General features: G+C 58.6%; 10 protein-coding genes and 1 pseudogene. 4 read left to right on the plus strand and 7 right to left on the minus strand.

What is annotated here, in order from left to right; translation table 11 throughout:
* From EYS21_RS23075 to EYS21_RS23095, 4 genes and pseudogenes are all read right to left on the minus strand, one after another.
* A pseudogene (locus EYS21_RS23075) lies at nucleotides 1-509 on the minus strand (NAD(P)(+) transhydrogenase (Re/Si-specific) subunit alpha); the annotation flags it as partial.
* 496 nt (nucleotides 510-1,005) lie between these two features.
* Nucleotides 1,006-1,236: a hypothetical protein gene (locus EYS21_RS23080; RefSeq protein ID WP_131135574.1), complete on the minus strand. Its 231-nt coding sequence runs from the start codon at nucleotides 1,234-1,236 to the stop codon at nucleotides 1,006-1,008.
* 555 nt (nucleotides 1,237-1,791) lie between these two features.
* A complete protein-coding gene (locus EYS21_RS23090; protein WP_131135575.1) occupies nucleotides 1,792-2,502 on the minus strand; it encodes an iron-sulfur cluster assembly protein in 711 nt (236 codons plus the stop codon).
* Complete coding sequence (locus tag EYS21_RS23095; RefSeq protein ID WP_131135576.1) at nucleotides 2,499-3,527, minus strand: amidohydrolase family protein; 1,029 nt, start codon at nucleotides 3,525-3,527, stop codon at nucleotides 2,499-2,501. Before EYS21_RS23095 ends, EYS21_RS23090 begins: the two co-directional genes overlap by 4 nt.
* Before the next feature lie 256 nt (nucleotides 3,528-3,783).
* On the opposite strand from EYS21_RS23095, the gene EYS21_RS23100 reads away from it, so the two are divergent.
* Nucleotides 3,784-4,812, plus strand: a complete 1,029-nt coding sequence (locus EYS21_RS23100) for an NAD(P)-dependent alcohol dehydrogenase (RefSeq protein WP_131135577.1) — start codon at nucleotides 3,784-3,786, stop codon at nucleotides 4,810-4,812.
* 583 nt (nucleotides 4,813-5,395) lie between these two features.
* Entirely contained in the window at nucleotides 5,396-5,614 is a 219-nt protein-coding gene (locus tag EYS21_RS23985) for a hypothetical protein (protein ID WP_347559604.1), read from the plus strand.
* 775 nt (nucleotides 5,615-6,389) lie between these two features.
* Here the strand turns inward: EYS21_RS23985 and EYS21_RS23110 are convergent.
* The 3 genes from EYS21_RS23110 to EYS21_RS23120 all read right to left on the minus strand — a co-directional run bounded on the left by EYS21_RS23110 (nucleotide 6,390) and on the right by EYS21_RS23120 (nucleotide 10,005).
* A complete protein-coding gene (locus EYS21_RS23110; RefSeq protein WP_165478398.1) occupies nucleotides 6,390-7,376 on the minus strand; it encodes a phosphotriesterase-related protein in 987 nt (328 codons plus the stop codon).
* Nucleotides 7,377-7,479: 103 nt separating this feature from the next.
* Entirely contained in the window at nucleotides 7,480-8,313 is an 834-nt protein-coding gene (locus EYS21_RS23115) for a fumarylacetoacetate hydrolase family protein (RefSeq protein WP_131135579.1), read from the minus strand.
* Between the two features lie 126 nt (nucleotides 8,314-8,439).
* A complete protein-coding gene (locus tag EYS21_RS23120) occupies nucleotides 8,440-10,005 on the minus strand; it encodes a class I adenylate-forming enzyme family protein (protein ID WP_131135580.1) in 1,566 nt (521 codons plus the stop codon).
* 243 nt (nucleotides 10,006-10,248) lie between these two features.
* Between EYS21_RS23120 and EYS21_RS23125 the strand changes: the two genes are divergently transcribed.
* Together EYS21_RS23125 and EYS21_RS23130 are read left to right on the plus strand one after the other, a co-directional pair.
* Complete coding sequence (locus EYS21_RS23125) at nucleotides 10,249-11,394, plus strand: acyl-CoA dehydrogenase family protein (RefSeq protein ID WP_131135581.1); 1,146 nt, start codon at nucleotides 10,249-10,251, stop codon at nucleotides 11,392-11,394.
* Nucleotides 11,391-12,150 (plus strand): acyl-CoA dehydrogenase family protein (locus tag EYS21_RS23130; protein WP_131135582.1); only part of this gene is annotated, 760 nt, incomplete at its 3' end. The genes EYS21_RS23125 and EYS21_RS23130, both read left to right, overlap by 4 nt.

Consider the following 12,150-nt stretch of genomic DNA (forward strand, 5'->3'; position numbering starts at 1 on the left):
ACCAGGACCTTCGCCGGCGGAACCTTGCCCGCCGCCGTCACCTGACCCGTGAAAAACCTGCCGAACTCGTGTGCGGCCTCAATGACAGCCCGGTACCCGGCGATGTTCGCCATCGAACTGAGCACGTCCATCGACTGCGCCCGCGAAATCCTCGGCACCGCATCCAACGCCAACGCCGTAATCGGCCGCGCCGCCAACGCCTCCACCAACTCCGGCCGCAAACCCGGGCTCAACGAACCAATCAACGTCGCCCCCTCAGCCAAACGGCCGATCTCATCCTCAGTGGGCGGATTAACCCGCAACACCACCTCAGACCCCCAGGCCTCATCCGCGCCCACAACCAAGGCACCCGCCGCAGCGTAGGCGTCGTCCTTGAAGGAAGCGGACCCCCCCGCGCCTTTCTCGACCACAACGTCGTAGCCCAACCCCAACAACTGCTTCACCGTGGTGGGCGTCGCCGCCACCCTCGCCTCCCGGCCCAACTCAGCCACAATGCCAATACGTGTCACGTTCACTCTCTTTCCGTCAGCAACCGACCGGGCAGAATTGCGCGGCCCCGCGCGAGTATCGATTCGTTTCTCGTAAAACTCGTCAATATGATTTTCGCGGACGCTTCCTCGCACTTCAGGAATGCCATCGGGTCGCCAGGCGACCGTCAGCTGTCCTGGTCGCTACGTGCCGCGGACCAAATCTTCTGGAACCCGTCCTGCTCGTACTTGGAATTCAGCCGCCCCAGGCAGCGAGCCAATTCCGCCAGTTCCTGCACTGGCCATTCACCCAGGATGCCCGGACGACCATCCTCCGGGCATCCTGGAAATAGTGCGTTCCTTCTCCTCCTTGAGTGTTGGGCGGATGGACTATGCACGGCGGTCCAGCGGGTCAGCTTCCTCTGACATCTGGCCGATGCTTTCCAAAATGCGATCTGGCGGCTGACGACGGTCTGCCCACTCCGAGGTTCATTGCGAGTTTGATGAGCCGGATGAGGCCATCGGATCGCGTAAATTCCTAGTAATCGTGCGCCGAGGCGCGCGGAGGCAGGAAGTGCGTGAAAACTTCGTATCCGTCACTACGGAAGACCATCTGCCTCAAGGAGGCATCTTCCGCCGAAATCCACAAAAACGAATCGTCCGGCATGACGGCCTCCACCGTTCCCTTGCGGATGAATCTACCGCCTTTCCAGATTTCGACGCGCTGCCCGAGAGCGCGTTGCCAGTCTGGTTGCAGGTGAAGGTCCATCGTTTGCCCCTAATGCGCTTTAGTAGTTATCTGCACAGCTCACCGGCGGTTTCTGGGTGACGACGGTGCGGCGCCGCAAGCACTGGTTATTCGACGATCGGGGAGATCATCGATGACTCACCGCCCGGGTAGTGAGTAGAACCAGCTTCCACTGGTTCTCCGATAGGGTCTCGGGCGAGATCCCATACGGTTGACCCGTCCCCCTCGGAAACAAGTACACGACCCCGGCCACCGTCAAGCCAGACCCAAAAACAGGAAGCGTCCTCCGTGACATCGTCTACAGACCCCGCTGAAGCTCCTTCTCCCTGTCGTTGTACAAGGACCCGGCTCTCGGGGGCTAAGTAGACCCAGTCTTCATAGGACAACTGGGATGACATATATTTCCGCCCCTAATGCGTGGGTGAAGGCAGCATAGCTCTGCCTTTAGTTGATGACTGCAACCTTCCAAAAAGGCGACTCTCGAAACGCAGCCGAAAAGAAACTGGAACCGTCACTGAAGTGATCAAGGGGACAGATCAAATTCGCTCAGAGCATCGCGAGTCAACATGTTCGTGGTCAGTGGCCGGGGGGTGGCTCGTCGTAGCGGGTGCGCAGTAGACCGCTGCAGAAATGTGCGTTGCCCTCGATGGAGATGCGGGTTGCTTTGGCAAACCGTATCTGAACCGCTAGATCGTTGATGTCCCAACGCGAACCGTCGGCGTTGACCAGGACGAATGCGTTATCGTCGATACTGATTCCTAGATCGTTGCGGCGTCGTAACAGCGCTTCGCGTTCATGCATTTCCGGCACATCAACGAGCCGGATTGTGGGCAATAACTCCGGAAGAACTGCGTGGGTGGACACGAGCTTCGAGATTAGGCGGTCAAGGGACGCGAGGTGCGCCTTCGAACGAAAGACGGCTCGGAGGTCTTCGAGATCGCCTGCCGCTTCGACAGGGTAGGCATCGGTGAATCCGACTCCCGCCGCGACCGCAGAGTTAATGCGTTCGGAGTCAGCGTTGCCCTCGAGCACCACCCGTGTGGACATTTCGGGGAACTCCGCCCGCAAAGCGTCCGCGGAGTCGGCCGCCATCATGAACGCGAAGTTGGGTGAGCAAAATGCCGTGGGCAGTCTGAGGGTCGCTGTGAGGAACTCGTCACTCGCCTCGACTGTCCCGACGAATCCGAGGGTTGTGAGCGACTCATCGAGTTCTGGGTCAGTGACGGCAGACAGGGCTTTCCATGCTCGATCTTCGATCGCGCGAAACCGCGTTGCTGTCGAGTTCACTTTATCAACGCGCCCACGGGTTCGGCTGTTGTCGGTACGAAATCCAGGCGGAGGTGCTCGGGTACCTCGATGTGTGGATAAAGGGCGGCGGCGTTGAGGCCCAGGATCTTCTTTTTCTGAGACACCGTGATCTGGCCGTATTCGCCCTGCATATCCTCTGGAATCTGGAAGTCGACGAACTTTTCCACCAGCCACTTTGGCTGCCAGAGGGCGTAATCTGAGCCGAACAGGATCTTGTCCTCGCCGATCCAGTAGAGCAGCTCGCCGATGATCTGTGCCCAGTAGCGCGGTCGGGTGTGGATGAAAGGGATCGCGACGGCGAGTCCTCCATAGACATTCGTCTCTTGCGTTGCAATCCAACAGAAATCCTCGAGACGGGGTAGCCCCACGTGCTCGACGATGAAGTTGAGGTCGGGGAAATCGGTCGCACAGTAGTCAATGTCTGCGACGTCAAAGGAATCCCGGTCGAGCGGTTTTATTGTCGGCCCCTTGTGCACGTGTATGTTCTTGATCCCAAGTTCCTGGCATTTTTCGAGGTACCGGTAGGTTTCGCGGTCACTCATCTTGAATCCCCGACTGTCTCCGTGCCATTCCGCTGTGTAGACCTTGACGCCCTTTAGGCCGAACTCACGCGCAGCGTCCTCCAAATGGCGAAGCCCTGCCTCGCCGTTTCGGGGATCGAAATTGTGGTTGTAGGTTAGGCGGTCCGGCGACCGACGGGCCATGTCTTGCGCGAGGTCACGGCTGAACCCGTTTTTGTAGAACGCGGGGAGCGCTGCGGGGTTAAAAATGGCGTGATCCGCGTAGCCGTTCTCGAACACATCTGTCATGAAGTTCTGCTCGGTGTACTTCTGATATTTTCGGAACTCCCACACATACTCCTCCGGAGACAGGTTCCGGTGGTAGTCGTAGAAACACTCAATGAACTCGGCACCGTGAATGTTCAGTTGGTTCTCGTCCGAGCCATCCCACATGTGGACATGGGCGTCTACTACGAAATAATCTTCCCCGTCTTTGGAGTACATCCGACCCTCGTTTTCTTTTCCGCAATTGCAGTGTCGCGGCGTTGGAATAGTTTCCTCAGTGTTGTTAATCTACCAATCATACGTTTGGCAATCAAGGTCTTTTGTCAACTACTCCGCTTCCTCCAGTTCGACGCCCGACCGGCCTGTCCGGATCCCCGGCCCCGCGCCCCATGAGGCCGCGCCAAGGAAAGGCAGATTGTCAACCAAGCATTTGTTTGTTAGTTTGAGCATTCATGATCAACAGTGAGGTAGGACCATGAAGGCTCTTCGTCTGCACAGTTATCGGCAAGCCCCCTCGATCGACGAGATCGACGAGCCGTCGGTGACCGGGCCGTGGGATGTGATCGTAGAAGTGGGAGCGGCCGGTGTATGCCGCACTGATTTGCATATCATCGAGGGGCAATGGGCGCCCCTCCAGAACCCCGATCTGCCATACACCCTCGGACATGAGAACGCAGGTTGGGTTCGCGAAGTCGGCAGCGCGGTGAACAATGTGCAGCCCGGCGACCTGGTGATCCTACACCCGCTCGTCACCTGCGGGCTCTGCGCCCCCTGCCGCATTGGTCAGGACTCGCACTGCGAGCGGGCAAGCTTTCCCGGCATCAACGCAGACGGGGGGATGGCCGAACTGATCCGTACAAACGCGCGAGCCGTAGTCAAGTTGGACTCTTCCCTCGCGCCCAGTAAAGTTGCGGCCCTGGCGGATGCCGGACTCACCGCATATCACGCTGTGAGGAAGGCCGCCCCCGGACTTTTCCCGGGCAGCCACGCTGTAGTGTTTGGTGCCGGCGGGCTGGGCCATATCGGTGTGCAGGCCCTCGCCGCTATCACCAGTGCACAGATTACGGTCGTGGATCGGAATGAAGCGGCCCTTGAACTGGCCAAGTCTCTCGGGGCCCACCACACCATCCTCGCCTCAACAGACGATGTGGTGAAGAAAGGGGTCAGGGACATCACAGGGGGAGGAGCGCACGTCGTATTCGACTTCGTCGGGGAATCGGGGGCTGAGAAGGTCTCCCCGCAGCTGTTGCGGAATCAAGGATCACACTACGTAATCGGCTACGGCGGCAAAATCGACCTACCTACGATCGACATCATCTCGAAGGAGATCAATGTCGTAGGAAATCTGGTCGGAACATACACCGATCTGGTTGAGTTAATGACACTTACTGCCAATGGTCAGGTGACCCTTCACACTTCTGAGTATCCACTCGATGCAGCCCTGGATGCGCTGGACGATCTCAACCGTGGACGAGTAGTCGGTCGCGCTCTCCTTGTGCCCTAACTGGCTTAGCTACAGGATCGATGAGAGTCGCTATGCGGGTCGTAAAGGACCGTCGGCTTCCAGTTTTTCGGACCCGGCTTTTCTTTAATTCGAGTTCCATAAATAATGCTTTTGGTCTGTCCAACCATGCTAATTCTCGTATGAGGACATACCGAAGATGAGGATCACTAACGCCTCACGCACCTTCAATTTACACCCCGCTCCCGGTCGGCTGTGGTCGCGGCTCGTACAGTTCGGTGCGGCCTTTGGGGCGCCATCGCGTACGTGGATCCGGAGGAAAGAGCCGCGAACCTCGCCGCCGCCAAGCCATGGCCGTGCTGGTGCACTACCAGTTCGTGAAGCTCGGTCTGGCCACGGGTTTGAACCTTCCGGAGATCCTGGTCAATCGGCTGGGCACCAGCGGCGGCGTATGTACTGGGCGTATGCGGAGATCGTTGCCGTGGCCACGGACATGGTCGAAGTGATTGGCGGAGCAAAGGCTTTGAACCTGTTTTCGGGCTTCCCCTTCTGGCCGGTGGCGTCATCATTGGCTTGGCCTCAAAGCTGCTGCTGGCGTTGCAGTCCCGACAGGGTCACCGATCCTTTGAGTTCGCAATCCTGGGGCGCCGAGGACGACAGCGATATCGGCGAGCACTACCCTCCTACCCTCCTGCTCGCCGGCGCGACGATCATAGACGGTCTATTAGGGTTCCGCATCCCACTGTTCACCCGGCGGGTGAACACCCTGGTCCCGGCCCTGATCTTCCTCGGCGCGGGTACCGAGCCAACCTTGGCCCTGCTCCGGAGCCAGGTGCTCCTCTAGATTTGGCATCCCCTCGGGGTTGATTCCTCTAATCCGGTTGAGGGACAAGAAGGTGGTCATAGGTCACAAGGGCTCCACTGCTTTGAAGATCGCAGGCTTGACGAGGGCGGCTTTGATCGACGAGCTGAACTGAGTCCTGCTCACCTGAACGTCACTGGACAGCCCCGACGTCGGAAGGGCCGCAGCATGAACGTTAGTCTTTGCGTGCCGTCTCCACCCAGCGCGCGTTCATGGCGTCGCTACCGAGCGTGATCTCTTCGGTCGCCCGGACGATTCTGACGTTGGTGCCCAGCATGAATGCCGGCGTTCCCGGATGACCAGCCGGGCGTTGGGCGTCAGGCTGTGCTCGTCGGAGTAACGCAGCATCTCGCCACTGTCATCGGAGACCCGGTGGATGGTCACGGGCCTAGGCATAAGAATCGGATCACCACGGGGTCCTGCAAGGTGTCCCAACGCGTCCATCCGGTCAATGAAAGAGTCGAGGCCGCGTGCCCGAGTACTTCGAGCTCGACGGACTTCACCCCCACCGGTAGCGAAAATGCCGGACGAGTAAGGTCTAGAGGAGCGCATGCGTCAGCAAATCCTGAGAGACATACAATCAAAGACGATGGCGGCCCTGAGTCGGACGAGAGTGGCTATCAGGCCCACGGCGACCGCATCGTCTGACCGCCCTTCGTGTGCAGATCATTTTCAGTAGTCATGCGCCACTCCTGACAGGTCCGACGCTCTGGATGGATGAGAGTTGGCCCGCTCTGCAGAAACTGCACGAGGTTTGCTAAGATTCCCCTCGTCCACCCGAAAGGACTAACGCGGGATTCACGTGTGTCATTCGATGAAGATCGTCCTCTGAGACTCCCGCGTTCTTCAGGTGATCGATAACGGTACTCGCAACGTAGGAAAGGTTCCAGTCGGGCAGATGTGCCGTGAAGTAGCCGTCCGAGATGACGTCGCTCCAAGAGACTGAATCACTGGAAAGGACCATCTTGGGCGCGTAACCGCGGCGACATAGTTCGGCCACTACTCCGACGCGCTGCGAAATCGTAAGAGCGGGACGCCCTGGCATGGTGTAACCGAACCGGTCCATTCCGAGGAACGAGCCCCGGTCGGCTAGGGCTGTGAGGTAATTTAGATCAATGCTGTCGCCGCAGTGTCCGATTATTACGTGACGGAGATCGACACCTGCGTCCGCGAAAACAGTTTGTTGTTGGAGACCCACCTGGTTTCCCGCGTGAGTGTGGGTGGATATCGGAGCGCCCGTGCGCAGATGAGCGCGCGCCGCGGCAAGCAGAAGCCGGGTGTTGTTATCGTCAACCACTGGGTCGGAGCCGGTCTTGATGATCCCGGCCTTGACGTTGGTTCCGTCCATTCCCACTTGTAGATCGTGAACGAACAGGTCGGCCAGCCGGTCTGGATCGATACCGTCGGCGGCATCTCCGACCACTCCCTTAAGATAAAGCGGCAACGGCTCATGGGGGTGCGCTCCCGTCGCCGCGACGATGTTCACACCTGTGAGACGTGCAACCTCAGCCAACAGCGAGAGGTCTCTGCCCATGTTGGGTGTTGTCATGTCCACTATCGTCTGTACCCCAAGGCGTTTCGCACGAGACACCTTGGCTGCCACATCGGCGATGGCGGCTTCCCGGTTCAGGAGGTGAGGCCATCGCTCGTACATTCCCACAGAGAGCATGAACAGATGTTCATGCATGAGAGTGAACCCGATGGATTCTTCATCAACGGACCCGCGCACGGTGCGTATGCTCATGACTGACCGAACTGCCTGGCCTCGAGGCGGAAGCTGAGTCTCGACCGGCTGATGGGGGAAGTGAATTCTAGAGGGGGGATGAACACGGCTAAACTTTCCTGTTCTATGCAGTAATGCGCGTGCAGGGATTGGAGAGAGAACCAATGCCCTCGATGGTGGAAGTGAGACGCTGGCCCTCATCCAAGAAGCGGGGGGGCTTGCGAGCTGCCCCGATCCCAGCGGGCGTGCCCGTAGCGATCACATCGCCGGGGACGAGCGTGATGAATTGACTGATATATGACACGATTTCCGCCGGGTTAAAGATGAGCTTTGAGGTGCGCGACTTCTGCACGACATCGCTGTCTACATCGCACCGCACCTCGAGGTCGCGTGCGTGATCGATCTCGTCCGGCGACACGAGATGAGGTCCGATTGGAGTCGACGATTCAAAAGTTTTTCCCTGGAGATACTGAGACGTGCGAACTTGCCAGTCGCGCATGGAGACGTCGTTGACGATGGTGTAGCCGGCGATGGCATCCCAACATTTTTGGACTGATTCACTGCGTACGTGTCGGCCGATGACGATGCCGAGCTCAATCTCCCAGTCGACGGCGGAGGAAGATTCGGGAAGCACCAGGTCATCGAACGCGCCTATAAGGCTGCGCGCATACTTGGCGAACAGGGTGGGGAACTCGGGGATCGTTTGACCAGTCTCGGCTGCGTGGTCTTGGTAATTCAGGCCGACGCAGATAATCTTTTCGGGATTCGGTACAACGGGTGCGAGATCCACCTGGTGTTCATCGAGGACAAGGCCAATGTCGCTTTCGGCGGTCTTCCGCCAGTCCTCGCTCGATTCCAGAACGCTTCGCACGTCCGAGTATGGCAGGACGTAGTACAGCCCGTTCTCTACTCGAGCTGCCGCCGTGCCGCCGTCTAGCCTGATCGTTGCAAGTCGCATTAGTGCTCTCCTATCATTGCTGCCGCCGGTTTGAGGTTGGACTTAATAAGTGGGACCAACTGGGAGTTACCGGTCGAGCGTATGGTCGATGTTCTTTGTCGGTTATCGGGTTGTGGTGTGCTCGTTCTACTGGAGCCGGTGGCGCATTACCTTCCCACCGACATTCCGTGGAAGAGCCGACGTGAACTCGATGCGACTTGGTTGCTTGTACGAGGCGAGCTGCTGTCTGCAAAAGAACCCGATCTCCTCCAGAGAGGGGGATGCAGCCGAGTCCGCCCGGACTACGTAAGCCACGGGTGTGGATCCCCACTTCTCATGGTGGACACCGACGACGGCGCACTCTACGACGCCGGGAATCTGAAGGAGGACGCGCTCAATCTCGCTCGGGTAGATGTTCATCCCGCCGGAGATTATTAGATCTGTGCGACGGTCAAGCACTTCAATATAGCCCTCCTCATCTATCTTTCCGACGTCGCCCGTGTGATACCAGCCATCGCGAAATGATTTAGCTGTCGCCTCTTCGTTGTTCCAATACCCGTCGGCAAGAGAGCCGGAGCGCATGATGAGCTGACCGACTGAACTGCCGTCGTGAGGAAGGTTGTTCCCGTGCTCGTCAATGAGTCGCACAACGGTTTCGGGTACGGGCCGACCGGTTGACGAGAAGATTCCTGGTCTGCGCCCGGAGTAGTCCAGTGCTGTGGTGGCAGCCACTAGCCCTCCCGAGTTTTCTGTCATGCCCCACCCCTCGACCAAGCGTGGTCCGATGGCATCCACGAGGAGTTCGAGTTGTTCCTCTGGGGCCTTCGCGGTGCCGTGGAGCAGACTTTGCAGGGATGGCAGTGTGCGCCTTTGCTCGCGAACAATGGTGCAGAAATCGACGATCGGTGGGCCAGGCAGGACAGTGAACGTCGCGCGTTGCCGATCTATCGCGTCCACGAGGCGTGGCGTGTCGAAACTGGTCATGAGGATCGTCGTTCCTCCCACTGCCAGATGCGGTAGCACATGGGCTGGAATACCGGCAGAAGACGACAATGACAACCCAAATATCTGAGTGCTGCCGATGGTGTAACGATTTGCGACTTGATTTGTCTGACTGATTGAGCGGAGTGAACGATGGGTTAATCTGGCGCCCTTCGCGAGACCTGTAGTGCCGCTTGTGTAGGCGAGAACTGCCAAGTCATCGGAACTGCCGAAGGTCAGGGTCGGTGGCGTCGGCCGGCCGGAAGCGAGAAAATCGTCGTAGCGGAGTGAAGCGCAATCGCGGTTCACTCCGGTGGTCACTGTCAGCTGAAGTGCTTCACGATTTTCCAGCGCCTCGACCCGCTCAGCTGTGCTGTCATCGAAGAAAAGAGCGACGGCTCCGGAATCATCGAGCATGTGCTGTGCTTCGAAGGACGTGTGCCGCACGTTACATTGAACAACCACCATCCTGGCCTTCAGGCACGCCAAATATGCCTCTAGGTATCGGACGTCGTTATCCATCCAGATCGCTACGCGATCGCCGGAAGAAAGGCCGGTGCCCAACAGCGCGTTCGCAATACGGTCGCTGTTCGCATCAAGCTCGGCGTAGGTCACCGCGATACCGTCCAGCATGCGAATCGCCACTCGATCAGGCATGCGTTGCGCTCCGATGCGCACTAGTGAACCGATGTTGAACGCGGCGGAATGAAGCAGTGGCTGTGTGGTGGTCATCGTTGCCCTCCGAGCAGTGGTTCTAGGGTCAAAGAGATCGAATGAATGGATGATCCGATCCGCGTCAAGCAGAGTGGTGTGAATTCAACCATGTACCTTCGATCCGCTTGCAAACGAAGTTAAAGCACACTGGCTAGCAACAGATGCCCTGCAATACGGTATGCTACCAAACAAACATTCGATTTGTAGGACTCGTGAGTAATGAAGTGTTCGCGGGCCTGGCCGTGAGTGAAGGGTGACACCATGACGACCGTCAAGCATGACGTTTGTGTACGCGACGCGGATTTGATTGACTTTGCCAAGCGCGCTGAGGAATGGCTGCAATCTGCGGTGCCCGAAGTCTGGCGTGAATCTCGCGGTGCCCTAAGCGCGAAAGAGTCAGATGCAATCCGGCGCGAGTGGGACCTTCAGCTATGGCGTGGAGGTTTTGCGGGTATAGCCTTTCCCCAAGATTTTGGGGGCCAGGGGCTAGGCCTCGCCGAGGACGTGATATTCCACGTACTTGCCGCCAAGGCCCAAGCGCCCGACGGCTTCTCGCGCGTTGGTAAAACGCTCGTAGCTCCCATGGTCGTTCGCAGCGGGACCGACTGGCAGAAAGAACGCTATCTGCCGCCCTTGCTGCGCGGCGAGGAGGTGTGGTGCCAAGGATTCTCCGAGCCCGATGCAGGGTCTGATCTTGCTGGCGTGAAGACTCGTGCAGTGCGAGACGGCAACGGATATCGAATCAGTGGTCGCAAGACCTGGACCACGTTCGCTCAGCACGCCGACCGAATCTTCGTCCTGGCAGTCACTGATCCCGACGCACCACGATACAAGAACCTGAGCATGTTCCTCGTTGACATGCGTGCGTCGGGCGTCTCCATCACTGACATCCGACAGATTTCCGGTGCGATCCACTTCGCCGAGACACACTTCGACGGCGTATTCGTTTCAGACCGAGATCGTGTGGGCAACGAAGGTGACGGGTGGAAGATAGCTATGGAGCTGCTCGGTGATGAACGGGGTGGTTCCGAGGCGGCTGCCAGGTACGTCGAAATCCGCTCCGACCTGGATCTGCTTTTCCGCACCTGCGGCGATCGGCCGGAACTGGCAAACACGCTCGAAGAGCTCGACGAGCGAACCGAGACACTGCGCTGGCATCTAGCAAAGGTTATTGATCTGGAAAGCATGGGCGGTGACGCTTTCGCTCGGGCCGTATCCGTTCTCAAAGTCCTGTGGAGCGAGCTTTGGCAGGTCGTGGCGAGGGTTGGTTTCGAAGCTCATGTGCCGGCGGACAGGGAGCACTGGCGGTACCAATTCTTCGAGTCGAAGGCCGTCTCCATTTACTCCGGCACGAATGAGATCCAACGCAATCTCATTTCGGAGCGAGTTCTGGGGCTGCCGCGATGAACATCCTCATTGATACGAAGGCCGGAGAAATCGGAGAGCTTGCGTCTGAGGCGATAGCCGAAATCATCGAACGCGCCACCGCTGGAACAAGCATCGCAGCCTATGCCGAAGGCGAATCTCCTTTGCGGTGGAACGCCGTGGAAGAAGGAGGCTGGGATCTCGTCGGGATCCACGAGGAAGGCGAGGGAGCCGAACTGCGTGATATCGTCGCCATCGCCCAAGTCTGGGGAACTCGGCTGCTCCCTTTGCCGTATTTGGAGACCGTGATCGCGAAACGCCATTCGGAGGAGGCCAGAAGTTGGGACGGGCCCGTATCTTTTGCGTTACCCACGTCGACCCTCGGGTCGGGGCTGCAGCGTTATGTCCCTTTCGGGCAACTGGAAGGGCTGCGCCTCGTCACTGCGCTTGGTGGCAGAACTGGGCAACTTATTGCGGTGCCAGAAGGCCGTCCAGCCGGGCTGGATCTATGCGCTCGTGGCCTTGAAGTGGATGTAAGTCTGACTGAATTTTCCAAAACTGCAGCCCGGGAGCTTGCCACCGTCTATGCGGCCAGCTCCGTCGGAGCCGCGAGGCGGATGCTCGAACTAGGTATCGCGTTCGCGAAAGATCGGGAGCAGTTCGGCCAGCCCATCGGCTCGTTCCAGGCTGTCAAGCACCATCTGGCCAATGCCTTGATCGCCGTGGAAGAGGCTGACACGGCAGTTATTCGGGCGAGCTTTTCTCCCGAAGGAGTGAGGCAGACCACGGAGTTCGTAG

The organism is Arthrobacter sp. S39 (assembly GCF_004320525.1).
GTDB lineage: Bacteria > Actinomycetota > Actinomycetes > Actinomycetales > Micrococcaceae > Arthrobacter.

Coding starts and splice junctions, on each gene's coding strand:
- EYS21_RS23080 (WP_131135574.1), bottom strand. CDS start 1,236: ATGGACCTTCACCTGCAACCAGACTGGCAACGCGCTCTCGGGCAGCGC.
- EYS21_RS23095 (WP_131135576.1), bottom strand. CDS start 3,527: ATGTACTCCAAAGACGGGGAAGATTATTTCGTAGTAGACGCCCATGTC.
- EYS21_RS23100 (WP_131135577.1), top strand. CDS start 3,784: ATGAAGGCTCTTCGTCTGCACAGTTATCGGCAAGCCCCCTCGATCGAC.
- EYS21_RS23110 (WP_165478398.1), bottom strand. CDS start 7,376: ATGAGCATACGCACCGTGCGCGGGTCCGTTGATGAAGAATCCATCGGG.
- EYS21_RS23115 (WP_131135579.1), bottom strand. CDS start 8,313: ATGCGACTTGCAACGATCAGGCTAGACGGCGGCACGGCGGCAGCTCGA.
- EYS21_RS23120 (WP_131135580.1), bottom strand. CDS start 10,005: ATGACCACCACACAGCCACTGCTTCATTCCGCCGCGTTCAACATCGGT.
- EYS21_RS23125 (WP_131135581.1), top strand. CDS start 10,249: ATGACGACCGTCAAGCATGACGTTTGTGTACGCGACGCGGATTTGATT.